General features: G+C 68.8%; 17 protein-coding genes and 1 pseudogene. 8 read left to right on the top strand and 10 right to left on the bottom strand.

Translation table 11 applies throughout. The features are described from left to right. Positions 1-109: 109 nt before the first annotated feature. Positions 110-199: a hypothetical protein gene (locus B1H19_RS01195; RefSeq protein WP_037788435.1), complete on the top strand. Its 90-nt coding sequence runs from the start codon at positions 110-112 to the stop codon at positions 197-199. Positions 200-240: 41 nt separating this feature from the next. On the opposite strand, the gene B1H19_RS01190 is transcribed toward B1H19_RS01195, so the two are convergent. The 5 genes from B1H19_RS01190 to B1H19_RS01170 form a co-directional block, all read right to left on the bottom strand. Continuing rightward, a complete protein-coding gene (locus tag B1H19_RS01190) occupies positions 241-1,809 on the bottom strand; it encodes a Na+/H+ antiporter (protein WP_083102415.1) in 1,569 nt (522 codons plus the stop codon). Positions 1,810-2,046: 237 nt separating this feature from the next. Beyond that, the gene (locus B1H19_RS01185) at positions 2,047-2,430 is read right to left on the bottom strand and encodes a hypothetical protein (protein ID WP_107425831.1); all 384 of its coding nucleotides are present in this window, start codon (positions 2,428-2,430) and stop codon (positions 2,047-2,049) included. A gap of 25 nt (positions 2,431-2,455) precedes the next feature. After that, the gene (locus B1H19_RS01180; RefSeq protein ID WP_083102414.1) at positions 2,456-3,232 is read right to left on the bottom strand and encodes a GNAT family N-acetyltransferase; all 777 of its coding nucleotides are present in this window, start codon (positions 3,230-3,232) and stop codon (positions 2,456-2,458) included. Positions 3,233-3,319: 87 nt separating this feature from the next. Continuing rightward, the gene (locus tag B1H19_RS01175; protein WP_083102413.1) at positions 3,320-4,129 is read right to left on the bottom strand and encodes an SDR family NAD(P)-dependent oxidoreductase; all 810 of its coding nucleotides are present in this window, start codon (positions 4,127-4,129) and stop codon (positions 3,320-3,322) included. Positions 4,130-4,560: 431 nt separating this feature from the next. Beyond that, complete coding sequence (locus B1H19_RS01170) at positions 4,561-5,613, bottom strand: Lrp/AsnC family transcriptional regulator (RefSeq protein WP_083102412.1); 1,053 nt, start codon at positions 5,611-5,613, stop codon at positions 4,561-4,563. Positions 5,614-5,789: 176 nt separating this feature from the next. Between B1H19_RS01170 and B1H19_RS01165 the strand changes: the two genes are divergently transcribed. Beyond that, the gene (locus tag B1H19_RS01165; protein ID WP_083109352.1) at positions 5,790-6,506 is read left to right on the top strand and encodes an SDR family oxidoreductase; all 717 of its coding nucleotides are present in this window, start codon (positions 5,790-5,792) and stop codon (positions 6,504-6,506) included. 184 nt (positions 6,507-6,690) lie between these two features. Next, positions 6,691-7,665, top strand: a complete 975-nt coding sequence (locus B1H19_RS01160; protein ID WP_083102411.1) for an amidohydrolase family protein — start codon at positions 6,691-6,693, stop codon at positions 7,663-7,665. A gap of 162 nt (positions 7,666-7,827) precedes the next feature. Here B1H19_RS01160 and B1H19_RS01155 read toward each other — a convergent pair whose 3' ends face one another. After that, positions 7,828-8,904, bottom strand: coding sequence for a BUD32 family EKC/KEOPS complex subunit (locus B1H19_RS01155; protein ID WP_083102410.1), 1,077 nt, complete (start codon positions 8,902-8,904; stop codon positions 7,828-7,830). Between the two features lie 410 nt (positions 8,905-9,314). On the opposite strand from B1H19_RS01155, the gene B1H19_RS40275 reads away from it, so the two are divergent. From B1H19_RS40275 to B1H19_RS37670, 3 genes are all read left to right on the top strand, one after another. Beyond that, positions 9,315-9,449: a hypothetical protein gene (locus B1H19_RS40275; RefSeq protein ID WP_257789423.1), complete on the top strand. Its 135-nt coding sequence runs from the start codon at positions 9,315-9,317 to the stop codon at positions 9,447-9,449. Then, positions 9,446-10,570, top strand: coding sequence for a methyltransferase domain-containing protein (locus B1H19_RS01150; RefSeq protein ID WP_237289002.1), 1,125 nt, complete (start codon positions 9,446-9,448; stop codon positions 10,568-10,570). The genes B1H19_RS40275 and B1H19_RS01150 overlap by 4 nt, the downstream gene beginning before the upstream one ends. 369 nt (positions 10,571-10,939) lie before the next feature. After that, positions 10,940-11,251: an SH3 domain-containing protein gene (locus B1H19_RS37670; protein WP_107425830.1), complete on the top strand. Its 312-nt coding sequence runs from the start codon at positions 10,940-10,942 to the stop codon at positions 11,249-11,251. 421 nt (positions 11,252-11,672) lie between these two features. Here the strand turns inward: B1H19_RS37670 and B1H19_RS01145 are convergent. Further along, positions 11,673-11,892, bottom strand: a pseudogene (locus B1H19_RS01145) (transposase); the annotation flags it as partial. Positions 11,893-11,917: 25 nt separating this feature from the next. Then, positions 11,918-13,183: a trans-sulfuration enzyme family protein gene (locus B1H19_RS01140; RefSeq protein ID WP_237289000.1), complete on the bottom strand. Its 1,266-nt coding sequence runs from the start codon at positions 13,181-13,183 to the stop codon at positions 11,918-11,920. Between the two features lie 60 nt (positions 13,184-13,243). Between B1H19_RS01140 and B1H19_RS01135 the strand changes: the two genes are divergently transcribed. After that, the gene (locus B1H19_RS01135; protein ID WP_083102408.1) at positions 13,244-13,780 is read left to right on the top strand and encodes an Lrp/AsnC family transcriptional regulator; all 537 of its coding nucleotides are present in this window, start codon (positions 13,244-13,246) and stop codon (positions 13,778-13,780) included. Between the two features lie 416 nt (positions 13,781-14,196). On the opposite strand, the gene B1H19_RS01130 is transcribed toward B1H19_RS01135, so the two are convergent. Together B1H19_RS01130 and B1H19_RS38445 are read right to left on the bottom strand one after the other, a co-directional pair. Then, positions 14,197-14,406 carry a DUF6243 family protein gene (locus B1H19_RS01130; RefSeq protein WP_083102407.1) on the bottom strand — a complete coding sequence of 70 codons (210 nt, stop codon included), beginning with the start codon at positions 14,404-14,406 and terminating at the stop codon, positions 14,197-14,199. Between the two features lie 229 nt (positions 14,407-14,635). Beyond that, on the bottom strand, positions 14,636-14,800 hold the full coding sequence (locus B1H19_RS38445) for a hypothetical protein (RefSeq protein ID WP_159027919.1): 165 nt from the start codon (positions 14,798-14,800) through the stop codon (positions 14,636-14,638). 281 nt (positions 14,801-15,081) lie between these two features. On the opposite strand from B1H19_RS38445, the gene B1H19_RS01125 reads away from it, so the two are divergent. Further along, positions 15,082-15,948 carry an alpha/beta fold hydrolase gene (locus B1H19_RS01125; protein ID WP_237289740.1) on the top strand — a complete coding sequence of 289 codons (867 nt, stop codon included), beginning with the start codon at positions 15,082-15,084 and terminating at the stop codon, positions 15,946-15,948. The last annotated feature ends 84 nt before the right edge of the window (positions 15,949-16,032 follow it).

Here is a 16,032-nt window from a genome sequence, read left to right as displayed (position 1 = left end):
GTGCTCGTCTGCCCATCGCAGCGACGACACGCTGGAGTCGGCCGGTCATGGGCAATGAATCGAGGAGGTCCCTGATGCGCGGAGACTCGATGACGGCGGTGGTGGTGTCGTGAGCGTGGAGCGGGTGGTGGGGCTGCTGGTGGCGGCCGCTCTGGTCGGGCTGCTGGTGCTCGGCGTCAAGTTCCCGGACCGCTTCTGAGCCGCGTCCAGCGACTCCCGCGCCCTCCGGAGTCATGGCGCTCACTCGTCGCCGAGTCCGGCGTCTTCGAGGTCCAGTCGGCGTTGCAGCCGTCGCCGGGTGAGGTCGCTGATGTGGTTGTCCGTGTAGAGGCGTTGGAGCTGTGCCGTTTGGGCGGCTATCACGGTGCGGCGCAGTTCCCGGTAGCCGGCCGCGGAGACCCAAGAGGGCGAAGCGACGTCGTCGGACCGATCGGCGTCAGCCTGATCCAGGCGGGCCAGCAGGCCGCGGCGCAGCTGGTCGATGAGCGGGGCGGGCGCGGCTTCGACGGATTCGAGTTCGTCCAGGCGGTCCAGCCCGGCTCGGGCCAGGCCGGCGCGGGCGTGGGCCTCCTCGCGGGCGGTGTGCTCCGGCTGTAGGGCGATCTTGGACCAGCGGACGACCGGTGCCAGCGTGAAGCCCTGCAGGACGAGGGTGAAGACGACGACGCCGGTGGTCAGGACCAGGATCAGCGGGCGGTGCGGCAGTGGGCTGCCGTCGTCGGCGGCCAGCGGGATGGACAGGGCGGCGGCCAGCGGCATCACCCCGCGGGTGCCGGCCCAGGAGACCACCGCGGGGATGCGCCAGGTGACCGCGCCGTTGCCGCGGCGGCGCTGCATGACGGCGGAGAGGGGAACGACCCCCAGGAGCCGTACGGCGATCACGGTGCCGGTGACCGCGAGCACACCGAGCGGCCAGCCGCGCTCGTCGGCAGTCAACTGTCGTGCGAGAGCGGGTAGTTCGAGTCCTATGAGGGCGAAGACGACGCTCTCCAGCAGGAAGACCACGGTGCCGTAGACGGCGTGCACCTGGAGCCGGATGGAGGCGTTGGTGAGCTTGTGGCCGGTGCTGCCGAGCACCACCCCCGCCACCACGACCGCGGTCACGCCCGAGGTGTGCAGGTCCTCGGCGAGGACATAGGCGGCGTACGGGGTGACCAGCGCGATCACCGTCTCCAGGACCGGGTCCTCGGTCCGCCGCCGAATGAGCGCCACCACCCCCGCGACAACGCCGCCGACCAGCGCCCCGCCACCGCCCAGCACCACGAACTGACCGCCGGCCGCGGGAAGCGTGACCGCATGGGCGGCTATGGCGGTTCCCACCGCGACCTTGAAGAGCACCAAACTGGTGGCGTCGTTGAAGAGGCTCTCGGACTGGACCAGTACTTGGATGCGCGGCGGCAGCGCGATCTTGCGGCCCAGCGCCGTCACCGCGACCGGGTCGGTGCTGGCCAGCACCGCACCCAGGACGAACGCCATCGTGGTGTTGAGCGGGGTGACGGCCGAGGCCACAGCCCCCACGGCAGCCGCGCTGGCCAGCACCAGCACGAAGGCCAGGACGGTCACCGGCCGCCACACCACCCGCAGCTCACGCCACGGGATCTCCTCGGCGGACGCGAACAGCAGCGGCGGCAGCACGACCACGCTGATCACCTCGGGCGCCACCTGAACGTCCGGTATCCACGGCAGCAGCCCGATGAGCAGGCCGCCGACGACCAGGAGCGAGGGAGCGGGAATACGCCAGTGGCGCGCGCCGGTCGCCACCAAAGTGGCGAACACGACGAGAAGAAGGAGGGCGGTAAGGTCGGTCACGTACTCGTCTCTCGGTGGCTTCGGCACATGCTGAACCGTCGCCGACCAGACTTCCCGGCACTCCACGAGGAAACGTACCGGGTGTTGTCAGGTTTCTGCCACAGCCTTAACGCCGTGCGGCGGCATTCGGGGCGGCGTATTCCGGATCGAAGTCCAGCCGGCCGAGCCGCCCGCTCCGGCCGTCCGCCGCACGCCGCCGTGGTGGGAGCGATTCGCCGGTCCTGGCGAGGCTCGGCCTCAGGGCCTGGTGGCCGAGGTGCGCAGCCTCAGACGACAGGTGTGCTCCTCGCCGTCGCGGAGGAAGGTGAGCCGTACACGGACCTCACCTGCCTGCGGCGCCAGGGCGGGTTGCGCGGTGATGCTGCCACGGGTGTACGTGCCGTCGCCGGAGGCTCCGTAGGCCCCACCCCAGTCGACGTACTCGTTGCCGATGTCGTCCATCGCCTCCAGGGCCAGCAGCACGGGTGTGGCATCGGCGGCGTCGGGCAGGGCCGGCACGATGGTGTAGTGGACGGTGAAGGAGTCGTCTCGCCATGTCAGGTCGTGGACGGAGAGCTCGTGGCCGCCGTTGAGGATCTTCACCGAGGCCAGGGTGGTGAGAGGGCTGCGGCGCTTCGTCATCGGGGCTCCTCGTGTTCGGTGCTGTTCAGGCGGCGATGGCCGCGACGCGGCGCGCGGGCTGCCCGGTGAGGTAGTGCACGTACTCGTGCTCCAGGCGGAAGCCGGCGGTCCAGGCGAGGAGCCGACTGGGGCGGTTCTCGCGCGAGCACGTCCAGCTGGGGGTGTGGCCGCGGGCGGCGATGTCCTGGCACAGGGAGGTGACGCAGGCCAGTGCGAGGCGCTGGCGGCGGTGTTCGGGGACGGTGAGGCAGGCGACGTCCTCGTACCTGCTGCCGCGGAAGTAGGTGCAGGCCAGGGCGAGCACACGGTCCTTCTCGAAGGCTGCCCAGCCGTGTCCCGAGGCGGCGAGACCTGCCGGGCCACCCCAACTGGCGTGCATCCAGGCCGATTCAGGCCCCAGCGCCGCGACCGTCGGTGCGTCCTCGGGCGTCAGCCGGCGCACCGTCACCCCACGCGAGGGGTGCGGAGGCGGCACGGGCACGCGGTGGACGTAACCCATGCGCTCCCACGGCACCAGCTGATCGAACGCGTGGGCCAGCAAGGGCAAGAAGCGGGCCGGGGCCTGGACGTAGTGCGCCGTGAAAGGGGCGAGTGCGAGCGGGGCCAGGGCGGTGGGGTCGCCGCGGAGCAGCACGTGGTCGGCGCAGGTCACGGCGATGGCTCGCGGGTCGACGGGACGGTCGGCCCACCAGCGACCGGCTCCCGGGACCAGCGTGTGATCGGCCAGCGCCGTGGCCCCCGGCGGCCCGTCCACGAACCAGCGGGAGACTGCGGCGACTTGATCGTGGGAGAGCTTGATCACGGTGGCTCCTTGTGACGCTCGCGGGTGGACGGGCGGCGTGGCATGCGCGTGCCGCCCGTCGGTGGTGTTCCGCAGAGGGGGTGCTCCTCAGGCGTGTTGCCCGACCAGCTGGTCGGCGAGTTTGGTGAGGCGCTTGACCGTGCGGTCGTCGGTCGCGGAGCGGGCGGGCTCCACGCGCCGGTCGCGGTCGTAGTAGGCGCCGTTGACGATCTCCGTGGCCGGGTCGCACAGCCGCACCACATGGGCGGCGCCCTCCGCCGCGGGCTCACCGCTGTTCGCATAGAGCGGCAGCAGCTCCGTCTCGCAGACGCCCGGGTGCACGGAAACAGCCGTCACCCGCGGGTCGGCGGCGAAGACGGTGAGCGCGAGCTGCGACTGGGCGTAGGCGGCGAGCCGGGAGTAGCGGCGGGCGCGCTGCGGGTCGCTCCACTGGATGGAGGCGGTGCGGTGCAGCGACGAGGACACATTGACGACCCGGCCACCGGGCTCACTGGTGAGTGCCGGCTCCAGGAGGCCGGTCAGCAGGTAGTGCGCGAGAAAGTTGACCTGCAGGGCGATCTCGTTGCCGTCGGCGGTGAGGGTGTGGCGTTCCGGGGCGGCGATGGCGGCGTTGTTGACCAGGACGTCGAGGTGCGGATGCTCGACAACCACGCGCCGCGCCATGGTCTCGACCTCCTCCAGACGTGTGAAGTCTGCGCTGAATCCGCAGAGTTGAGCCGCGTCGATGCCTGCGACGGAGACGAGCTTGTCGGTGGCCGACAGTGCGTCTTCGGCGGTACGGCCGTGGACGAGGACAGTGGCGCCGCGCTCGGCGAGCTGCCGGGCGGTCTCGTAGCCGATGCCGGAGGTGGCGCCGGTCACCAGGACGGTACGGGAGGAAAGGTCGAAGGTGGACATGATCCCATCCGGATAAGGAGACGAGTGGGTACGCCGAGTCGGCCCCCAGGGGCGATGGCGTACGGGTATACAAAAAGGGCGCCGCATCGGGTCACGGCACCTAGCAGGGGTGCGGAAGAGGTATCAGCGGAAGGCGGAAATCTCGAGGCAGCATGGCGCACGACACGGACCTGCCGGATGAGGCGGACGGTCGAGCAGAAGCCGGGCGCTGTTCACGTCACCATCACATGCCCGGCGACTTGGCGGCGCAAGAGTCCCCCGCGGCTCTTGATGTACCTCTGATGAGCTGCCGCTGTCGACATGACCGCGTTGGAGTGGGGGAGCGCATGGGGGAGTAGGTGGCGGGGAGGCGAGCTGCTGAGCGCTCATTGCGAAACGACGTCTTCTGCGGCGTTCCCTTTCGGCCTCCAGCGCGGTGGTTGGCACCTTTCTCAGCGTCGCGCCCGAGCGTGGGATGGCTCGACGAGGCGATCGTCGGAGAGTCGAGTGCCGGCCTGCTTGACGTGCTTCAGCACGGGTGAGACCTCCATGCTCTGCAGTCCGGCGAGGGACCCGATGCGGTCCGAAGTGAACTCGAACAGTTCGTCGAGGTCACGGCAGTGTGCGACGGCATGGAGGTTCCAGGGCCCGGAGATGGCTGCGGCGAAGGCGATCTCGGGTTCCTGTGCGAGTGCGCGGCCCGCGCTCTTCACCGCCGACGGGTGCACGCGAAGCCAGAGGTTCGCGCGAGCGTGATAGCCCAAGGCCGCTGCGGCGATCTCGACGTCGATATGAATGACGCGGTGCTGGAGCAAAGTCTCAAGGCGTCGCGAGACGCGTCCAGGAGTGAGGCCGGCGGCCGTGGCGAGATCGACGAGACTCGCGCGGCCGTCTGCCGCGAGCGCCTCGAGCATCTTCTCGTCCTCGGGGGTGAGGCGCAGTGGCTCGCGAGTGACGACCGGGGACTCGGTGAAAGGGGACCCGTCGCTGCCCAGGGCGGCCTCCTCCTCCGGGGACAGCGTGCCCTGCAGAGCGGACCAGAAGTGGCCGCGGCCTCCGAGGAACTGACGGAGCATGGCGAAGGCGTTGATGTCGATCACCGCGGCAGTGCGGGGAAGCCGCTGCCCCAGGAGGTCCTCGCGTTGTTCCCGCGTCCGGGACTGTGTTGCGCAGGTGATCTCGCAGCCCGCCGCGCCCAGGGCTACCCAGTTGACGTCATCACGCTTGGCGAGCGCGTCGGCGATCGCCGCGACGCTGCCGGGGCGGCAGCGCAGTCGCACCAGCCACCTGCTCTGCCCCAGGGCCCCCGGGTTGACCACGCCGGCCACGCGGATAACGCCGTCGGCGCGCAGGCGGCGATACCGGCGGTTGACGGCGCCCTCGGTCAGGCCGAGCGCGGCCGCGATCGAGGCGAACGAAGCCCTCGGAGCGATCTGCAACGCACGAATGATTCGCACGTCGTCAGGCTGCACCGAAGCAGATTCCGTCATCAGAGCCCTTGCCATGCCGGCAATCGTACAAAGGGGTACTCGTAGCTGGCCCGCGATGCGGTGCGGGCGAAACGCTTGAGGCGCACGGGTTGAGGAGCCACAGCAGCGCAGCGGGCACCGCCCTGTGCCGATCCCGAGGCGTCGACGACGCCCGAACCGAGTACCACGCTCGAAGAACGGAGATGACGCTGATGCCATCGACTCGCACCGACCCACACCAACTGACCGCCCTCATCGTCGGGGCCTCGCGCGGCCTCGGCCACGCGATGGCGGCCGAGTTCGTCGACAGGGGCTGGAACGTCGTCGGCACCGTCCGCGACACCACCGCCCGAACGCCGCTGCACGCTCTCGCGGACCACGCCGACGGGCACGTCACCATCGAGCATCTCGACATCAACGACCCCGACCAGCTGCCCCCGCTGCACGAACGTCTGGCACAACGCCGGCTCGACGTGCTCTTCGTCAACGCGGGCACCACCAACAATGAGCAGAGTCCCATCGGCGCAGTGGCGACAGCCGACTTCATCGACGTGATGGTCACCAACGCGCTCAGCCCCATGCGCGTCATCGAAGCCCTCGAAGACCTGGTGTCCCCGACGGGACTCATCGGGGCGATGTCCTCCGGACAGGGCAGCATCACGAACAATACGACCGGAGGCCGCGAGGTCTACCGAGGGAGCAAAGCAGCCCTGAACATGTTGATGAGGAGCTTCGCGGCCCGACAAGGCGAGACGCAGCGCGCCTTCGTGCTCATGGCGCCGGGCTGGATCCGCACCGCCCTGGGTGGTCCGGATGCGCCGTTCACCATCGAGGAGAGCGTCCCCTTGCTGGTGGACGTCCTGCTGTCCAAACTGTGCACGCCCGGTCTGGCGTATCTGGACCGCTTCGGCGAGACCGTCCCGTGGTGAGCCCTGCCATCTGCTGAACGCAACCTGAAGCAGACCTCAGGCGGCCCTGCGCGATGCCGATACAACGGACGGCAGTGAACCTGCTGTAACCAGAGCAAGGACGGAGCCTTCCGGCCCTGCCGCCCACCCCAGCACCCACCGGCCGCGACTTCGCCGACCCCGGAGCGGCCACTAGGAGGAGACTGTGCCTCTCATCGCTATCGAAGAACACTGGAGCATGCCGGATCTGACGGCCGCCCTCCACGCCTTGCCGCAACCAGATGAAAGCCTCGTTCTCGGGGAAATGGGCGACAACCAGGAGCGACTGAAGGACCTGGAGGCGGGCCGCATGGCAGCCATGGATGCGCAGGGCATCGACCTGTCGATCCTCGCCCTTATCCCGCCCGGAACCCAGTCGCTGCCACCCAAAGAAGCCCTGACGCTGAGTCGCTCTGCGAACGACGTGGCCGCGGCGGCCGTCGCCCGCCACCCTGCCCGTTTTCGCTCGCTGTCTACCCTGCCCATGTCCTCACCGAAGGACGTTGCGCCCGAGCTCGAACGAGCCGCGGGCATGGGGCACGTAGGAACCATGGTCTACGGCCGATCAGGCGACCTGTTTCTCGACGATCCCGCCTACGACGAGTTTTTCGGCGCGGCATCGGAACTCGGTCAGCCCGTTTTCCTTCACCCTCAACTGCCGTCGGCCGCTGTTCGCGATGCCTCATATCGCGGATTCGACCCCATGACGGAACTAGCCCTGGCCGCTTTCGGCTGGGGATGGCACATGGAAACCGCAACAGCGGCGTTGCGGCTGATCCTCCGGGGAACTTTCGACCGTCATCCCGACCTTCAGGTCGTGCTCGGCCATTGGGGAGAGATGTTGCTGTTCTGGCTGGATCGGGCCGACAGCATCTCCCGGATCGCCGGCCTGCCGCGCTCCGTATCCGACTACATCCGATCGAATTTCTACATCACCAACTCCGGCATGCTCAACCCGGCACTCCTCCAGCACGCTCTGTCGGTTACCTCAGTCGACCGTTTGATTTTCTCGACCGACTACCCATTCCAAGGGCCGACCAACGAGGAGATCCGTTCCTTCATGGCGCACTTCTCCTCCGAGGCGGAACGTCAACAGTTCGCTTTTCGCAATGCGGCATCTTTGTTTGGCATCGACGTCTAGAGCTGGGCGAGTAGTTCCAGGCGAGTAGTTCCCTTGTCCGAGCTGTTGCGCGGGTTTGATGTCGAATGCATGCGTGGCCGGGCCGGCGCCGTGTCCCGGGGTGCTGCTGGAGGCCGACGAAGGGCGACCGATCCATATCGAGTGCCGGGCTCCCAGCGTCCGTCAGGAAAAGGAGGAACTTCCCATCACTCCAAGCCGGCGGATCTCCTCCAGCGGGTATGGCGTCAGCCTGCTCTGGCGCTGGAACTTGCGGTGGAACTCCGACATCACGGCGGCGATTGGCGCGTGCCGGGCGAGGATCGCCGCGGCTTCCTCTGGGATTCCGGTGGGGCGCTTGCCCGCAGCGAATGCGCGCACCAGCGCGGAGCGGCCTTCCCGGTCCTCCCGCTGGTATCCGTACAGGGCGGTGACCAGCCAGTTCACCAGATACGCGGTGGTGTAACAGCGGTCGTAGGTCTGATGCCGGTCGAAGAAGTCGGTCTCGTCCTGTGACAGCTCGAAGCGGGAGGAGGTCGCGAGGCCGTAGTCGGCGAAATAGAGGCGTTGGCCGTCGGTCAGGATGTTCTCGAAGTGTGCGTCGAAGTGCAGGAGCCCCCGTGCGTTCATGAACGAGGTTCCGGCTTCCAGGTTTTTCTCCACCATGGCGCAGGCCCGGTCGGCGGCCTCGTCGTCTGCTTCGACCTGACTGCCCAGCCACTGGTGCAGGTTCTGCGGGATGTATTCCAGGAACAGCGCGACGCTCGCCGAGGATTGCTGGAGAGCCTCGCTTCGGCGGCGCACTTGCGATCCGCCGCCCCAGTAGGCAACAGTCCGTTCGACATCGGCCAGTTCCTCGGGCAGGGGCATCGAGTCGGGCAGCACCCTCCAGTGGTACATCAGGGGGAAGCCCTCGTGTTCCGCCGCGAGCACCCAGTTCGTCGTCATGGTGTGCACGGCGAGTTCTCTCCAGGCCCCGAAGCCCGGCCCGCCGATGGTGCCGATGCCGTATTGGCAGAAGACGGGCAGCTCGAACGGATTCGCCGTGGACCGGACGTGTTCACGTTGCCTCTCCAAGTCGGTGAGGGGCACCCGTTTCACGAAGATCGGGATTCCGGCGACCTCCAGCAGCGCCGACTTCCCGCCGATGCCGGATCCGATCGGCGCGGCCGTGTCCACGAGCTCGCGCAGGGCGCGATCACTGCACAAGGCCAGGGATGTGGAGACGGCACTATGGGCGGTCAGACGCGCACTGTGCGACATGTCAGGGCTTTTCACTTCGGTCTCCACCTGGGCGCCGACCTCGATCCTGCAACGGCTGTGCAGTCCCGCCGAGCGCGACGGACACGTGGCTCTGCGGTACGGACACGTGGCTCTGCGGTTGGGCCTCCGGAGCGGACAGCGGCCAGCGGGCATCCATGACCCGTGTGTGACGACACACCAGAACACCCCCCTGGCCGCACTCTACGCGAAACGGGCGGATGCCTTTGTACGTCCGCCGTCAACCTCGGGCCTCACCACAGGTCAGGACTGGTGCGGCGTCAGCTGCACAACAACGCCACCCGGCCGCTGACCGCGCTTTCGGGTGGCCTGCCTCTGTGCGCCCTTCCCGCCCGCCGCCGACCGTCCTACCGTCACCGGGATGACAGAGCCGATCCGCAAAGGAGGACGTCATGCTCGCTTCCCACATGGCCGTGATCCAGAACAACGGCGGTAAACACGCCGGTTCGCCGGATGACCAGCCCTGGCCGGTGCCGGACGAGGAACCCAGCCCCGACGGCAGCCGCCCCCAGGAAGCGACGCCGTGACCGCACATCCTTCACCAGCCCACCTGGGACAGGCCGCGCTCGCCAGGGAACTGACCGAGAGGGGCCTGCTCTCCCCGCAGTGGCGCGAAGTCTGGGAGCAGACACCGCGGCACCGCTTCATCCCGGACCCGGCCTGGAAGCAACTGCGGCGCGGCTGCGAGCTGCTGACCGGCCAGGAGCGGATGGACCTGATCTACAGCGATGAGCCCGTGGTCACACAGTTGGACAACGGGGAGCCGGGCGGGCCCGGCATCGCTACGTCCTCCAACAGCATGCCCTCGATGGTCGCCCGACAGCTCAGCGCCCTGGACGTCCGGCCCGGACACCGTGTCCTGGAGATCGGCACGGCCACCGGCTACGTGGCCGCTCTGCTGTGCCGACGGGTGGGTGAGGAGCACGTCTTCACCGTTGAGATCGATGGCGTGCTCGCCGCCCAGGCGCGGGCCAATCTCGACAACGAGGGGCTGCGCCCTACCCTGCGGGTCACTGACGGCGAGATGGGCCTCGCCGACCACGCCCCGTACGACCGGATCCTGTCCACCTGCGCGCTGCGCGAGGTACCGCTGTCCCTGGCCGGCCAGCTCGCACCGGGCGGCATCCTGGTGGCCCCGACGACCGACGTCTTCTACGGCGGCGCCACGGTCCGCCTGGCTCGCCAGGACAACGGGGACCTCTCCGGGCAGTTCTTCCACGGCGCCTCATACATGCCCATGCGCTCCCACCGGCTGGAGAAGCTGGGGCCGCCGGACACCACCACGGCGCGGCGTCGGGAGACCGGCTTGGATCCGGAGCGGCTTTACCCGTTGGGCTTCGCCCTGTACGGCAGCGCCCGTCTTCCGGGTGTACGGATGACACACGGCTTCCACCACGACGTCCGGACTGTCTGGCTACAGGCTGAGGATGGCTCGGCGGCCGTGGCCGGCGGCGGGACGGTGACGGTATACGGGCCGCGGGACCTGTGGGCGGAGGCCGAGGAGGTCGAGGTGGAGTACGCCGCACGGGGCCGTCCGGACACCCCATCGTTCGGCCTGACAGTCACGCCGCACGGCCAGCACCTATGGCTACACGCCCCGACAGAAGTGATACCCGCGAAGTCGCCACGCGAGGCGGCCAGCCTCTGACATCGGTGCGCATCCGATGTGCCGACCGTCCTGGTGCACGCTGGTAGGCCGCGCGTCAGGCGGCCATTCCAGCGGCCGCGATGAGTTCGCGTATGCGCCTGGCCCTAAATTCCCCGGGCTGGCCTCACTCTCTACCACGTCCTCGACACTCTCCAGAACGTCCTGAGGTGTTGGACGGCCTGTGCCCTTCCCCCCCCCAGGATCGGGCGCTCGGGATACGGCAAGTCGCCGGTGAGGCCTATGAGTTGGGAGCTGCCGGAGGTGAAGCCGCGTTACACCGGAATTTCATTGCCGGCTACTAGCGTGCACCGGGAATTGACCATGCGATATTCGGTAATCACGAGTATCGCCTCAGACCATGGAGACTGAGTGCGTAAACTCGCTTCAAAGCTGACGCTGGCTGGCTTGTCCGTTGCCTTCCTCGGAGGAATGCTCCTGACTCCGCAGGCGGCCCAAGCCGCGGCCGGGGAGCCCGGGCGTTTCATCGCAGACGCCGACATCCTGGCATCCCCCGACGGAGCACTCGTAGGCAAGGGTCATAACGGCCAGCCAGTTACCGTCAACTGTCAATCGGCTGACGGTAATTGGTGGAACCTCAACGCGCCCGAAGCCGCCGGTTGGGTATGGCAGCCGAACCAGGTATTGCTTGAATACGGGTCCCCCAACCCGCCGGTCTGCTGACCATTTTCCGACGCGATCAACCCATCAGGCTCCCCACCGGTCACAGGCTGGTGGGGAGCCCCACGCGCCTGTCGGCGGTTTCTAGAGGTCGTGTCAGCCGGCTTGCGGCCGGTCTCGCCACTCTCGGCGGAGGGGTGCGAGGGTCCTCGGGTGGATACCCCCGACAATCTCCAGAGCTTGCGTTCGCCGCAGTTGAGGCCCGGAGATCGGATGCGGATCGCCTCGGCGGCCGGGACAGGCCCGGCGCCCGCCGCAGACCGGGGCGCCGGGCCCGCAGCAGAGGCGATCCCGTCCGAGACCAGGGGTACCTGCCGTGCCCCGGGAGCCCGTGCCACCGCAGCAGGAAGGGATGACCAAAGGGGCTCCACCTCGCGCTGGGCAGGCGAGGTAAAGCCCCGGGGACCGGGCCCGTCAGGGGCCGTTGGGCGAGCGGTGGCGACGTCCAGGCCCAGGGTCTCGCGGTGTCCGTCGGCGTTGACACCGAACGCGATCAGGGCGTGCACGTTGATCATGCGGCCGCCCTCGCGGACCTTCTGGGTCAGCGCGTCCACCCAGATGAACGCATACGGCCCGGCGTCCAGAGGCCGATTACAGAACGCGGTGACCTGCTCGTCCAGATGCCGGGCCATCGCGGACACCCGGCCGGGCTGGTCGTCGTCTGCGGTTCTACCCGTTCGCGACCGCCGCTTCCCGGAGGACCCTGCCCCGCCCCGACGCCGTTCCCAACGCCCGGTCGAGGTCGGCCCACAGGTCCTCGACGTCCTCCAGCCCCACCGAGAGCCGCAGCAGCCGGTCGCTGACTCCCGCGCCGCGGCGGTCGTCGGCGTCCACGATGCGGTGGCTGATGGACGCGGGGTGCTGGATGAGGGTGTCGACGCTGCCGAGGCTCACGGCCGGGGTGATCAGTCGGACGCTCGCGATGACGTCGTGGGGGTCGCCGGCGACCTCGAAGGCGACCATGGCGCCTCCGATGCGCGGGTAGTGTACGCATGTGACGCGCGGGTCGGCGGCGAGCCGGCCGGCCAGCTCCGCCGCGTTCGAGGACGCGGCTCGGACCCGTACGGGCAGCGTCGACAGACCACGGAGCAGCAGATAGCCCGCGAGCGGATGCAGCACTCCGCCCGTGGCGAACCGCACCTGGCGCAGCCGCCCGGCGAACTCCTCGTCGCAGGCCACCACGCCGCCCATGACGTCTCCGTGGCCGCCCAGGTACTTGGTGGCGCTGTGCAGGACGAGACGGGCTCCCTGCTCGACGGGGCGTTGCAGCACGGGGGTGGCGAAGGTGTTGTCGGCGAGCAGCGGGACGGAACCGCAGGCGTGCGCGACGGCTCTCAGATCGAGTTCGGCGAGGGTCGGGTTGGCCGGGCTCTCGACCATCACCAGGCCGGTGTCGGGGCGCAGCGCGTCCGCGATGCCCGCCGGGTCGACCCAGGTCACCTCGGAGCCCAGCAGCCCTGCGGTGAGCAGGTGATCGCTGCATCCGTACAGCGGTCGTACGGCGACGACATGGCGCAGGCCCATCGCGTTGCGTACGAGCAGCACGGCGCTCAGCGCGGCCATCCCGGTGGCGAACGCGACCGCGCTCTCGGTGCCCTCAAGACGCGCGAGGGCGGTCTCGAAGCGGGCGACGGTCGGGTTGCCGAGGCGGCCGTAGACGGGCGGGCCCTCCGGTTCGGCGCCGTCGGCCGCGAAGGCGTCTATCCGGGCGGCCTCGCCCCGGCTGTCGTACGAGGGGTAGGTCGTGGACAGGTCGATCGGTGGGGCGTGCACCCCCTGCCGCGCGAGGTCGTCCCGCCCGGCGTGCACCGCCTCGGTGGCGAGCGCCCGGGGTGCGGGCACGCCCGGGACACGACGACCGGTGCCGTCGGGAGCATGGCCGGTTCCCTGTGGGTCGGCCGGTACGTCGTATGCGTCGAAGCTGCTGGAGTCCATGGTCAGGAGTCTGAACACCGAGCGGGGCCGGACGGCCAGTCCCCGTGTTACGTTCGGCATATGGCCGATTCTGTCGTACTCGACCCGGTGGATCTCCATCTGCTGCGGCTGCTCCAGAACGACGCGCGGATGACGTACCGCGATCTCGCCGCGCAGGTCGGTGTCGCGCCGTCGACCTGCCTGGACCGGGTGACCAGGCTGCGCCGCTCGGGAGTGATTCTCGGCCATCAGCTGCGGCTGGACCCGGCGAAGCTGGGCCGGGGCCTGGAGGCACTGCTGTCCGTGCAGGTCAGACCGCATCGGCGGGAGTTGGTGGGGCCGTTCGTGGAGCGGATCCGGGCGCTGCCGGAGTCCATTACGGTCTTCCATCTGACCGGGCCCGACGACTATCTCGTCCATGTCGCGGTCGCGGACATGGCGGATCTGCAGCGGCTGGTCCTCGACGGGTTCACCTCACGCCCCGAAGTGGCGCGCGTCGAGACCCGGCTGATCTTCCAGCAGTGGGACTGCGGCCCGCTGCTGCCGCCCCGGCCCGAGGGCGCTCCCGCCCCCGAACCCGACCGGACCGAGCGAAAGAGCAGCTCAGAATCCCGCTGACGCGCACCCCACTCCGTACGAGGATGGCGTACGCCAGATGCCTAGAACCCGCTGCCCCGTGAAGTCGCCGACTGCCATGTCGAAGACCTCGCCGCCCTCGACCCGCTCCTCGGTACGTAACTCGGTGTGAACGAGCCTCCCGGAAAGCTGCCCGACACCTCGCCCGCTGGGTACGAGTCGCGGTAGCCCATCTACCTGCAGGGGGACGACGTCGGGTCAGGCCGCGCATTCCGACCCTTTCCAGTGCGGTCGTCCAGTCGGTGGCGATGGCGTTGCGGGCGTCGTCCAGCTTGGCGGTGCCGTTGCAGACCGCGACCTTCAGCTTGTGAACAAAGCCACCCAATACGGCAGCAGGGCCCGGACCGCGCGTCGCGGTCCGGGCCCTGCCCCGTGCGGTGCCGCCCTGCGGCGGCGCGTCAGCTCTGTGCGGTGTCTTCGCCCGTCTGCCCGGCGCCCTCAGCTGCGCCTGCCTTCTCGCGCATCTTGCGCACCAGCTCCGCCTTCTGCTCGGCGGCACCCTGGCGGTCGAGGTTGCGGTGCGGACCGTTGTTCTGTCGTTCGGCGCGGGACAGCTTCTTGCGCTGGCCGCCGCCCATGCCCACGGGGTTGTTGATGTTCTTGCTCACGGGTTCTCCCGGAATGAAGTGAAGTGATCTACGGATTCATCGGTGGGGGATGGGCGCGGCGACGTCGAAGGACGGCAGCAGGGGCCCATCACGCTCTCACTCGTAAATCGGCGTCTGGAAGAACATGACCAAGACACTACCCGGTTCCGTCGGCCCCGCGCACCAGGCTTTTCGCCGCCGCCGGCGTCGGCCGGCGGCGGGATGCCCGCCCGGGCATCCCGCCGGGTGGTCACCCGCTGGACGGCACCGGCAAGGAGAAGATCGACCTGGACTGGTCGATCACCGCGACAGTGGACGCCTCCGGCACCGCCTCCGACACCGCCTCGGCATCCGCCGACTTCGGCTCCAGCGGCATCAGCAGCGTCCGTGAACTCTCTCCGCGTGGCGACGACATCACCCCCGGCGCATCCTCCCCGGGCTGTGTGCTGCCGTTCTTCAAGCCGGTCTACACCGTCGACACCAACCCAACACCAACACCTACCCCAACGCTGGCGCCTACTACCGGCTGATGCAGGAGCGGATGCCCGACCACGCAGGTTCCAAGAAATGGGACTCGCTACTCTGCCACCCGTCACAGAGCGTCACAGATCAGCGGATCCGAAACAGCTTCTCTGCTTGCTCTTCAACCTTTGGCGGAGCCTCAGCGGCACCGGTAGGTTCTGCGCGGTGACCTTGATGGAGACGCAGGGCCTCACGTCGATGACTGACGAGGCGCAGATACGTTGGATGGCGCTGGGGGACACGACCAGGCGGCCGGCCGTGGTCATGCTCCATGGCGGTCCGGGTCTGCCGGACTATCTGGGCGATGTCGCGCCCATGGTCGCGGACCTAGCGCCTGTGTACCGGTACGACCAGCGTGGCACGGGCCAATCCCCGTGGCGGGGGCGCCATTTCTTCGCCCGGCATGTTGACGATCTCGTCGACCTGCTCGACGCATGGGACGTGCCCGCGGCCGTGCTGATTGGGCACTCCTACGGCTCTGACCTGGCGAGCCGGTTCTGCATGGCGCATCCTGACCGGGTCGCCGCGATGCTGCTGATATGCGGGCCGTTCGTCGGTGATTGGCGTACCAGGGCCCGAGCGGAGCGCGACCGTCGCATGTCCGCAGCTCAACAGAAGCGGCTCCGCGAGTTGGAAGAGTTGCCGCGCCGCACGGAGGACCAGGAAGTCGAGTTGCTCACGCTGGCCTGGTTCACCGACCATTCCGATCCCGAACGCGGGTGGCACTGGGCCGCGCAGGGTGCCCGGCGGCGTCGCCCGATCAATTGGTCTATGAATGGCGAACTTGGCAAGGAAAGACGCGCAGATCCGCTCGATGAACATCTTCCCGAGCTGCGCGAGTGCCTGCCCGCGCGGGCAGAGCTCCTCGGTGGGGCCGACGATCCCCGCCCTGTGTCGGCTCTTGAACCACTCGCGCTCCGGCTCGCTCTTCCGCTGAAACGGATCGAGGGCGCTGGACACGAGCCCTGGTTGGAGCAGCCCGACGCCGTGCGTGCGCACCTGCGGAGATTCATTCAAGGCGCCGTGGGCGCACAGGGCTAGGGCTTCGACGGGTTCGTGAGCCGGCCTCATCCCTGGCTGTCGGCAGCGCGGCCTCCGATGTCGAAATGTGCCTCGAACTGGGAC

Origin of the sequence: Streptomyces gilvosporeus (genome assembly GCF_002082195.1) — a bacterium.
GTDB lineage: Bacteria > Actinomycetota > Actinomycetes > Streptomycetales > Streptomycetaceae > Streptomyces > Streptomyces gilvosporeus.
This window is presented reverse-complemented; position numbering and strand designations above follow the sequence as displayed.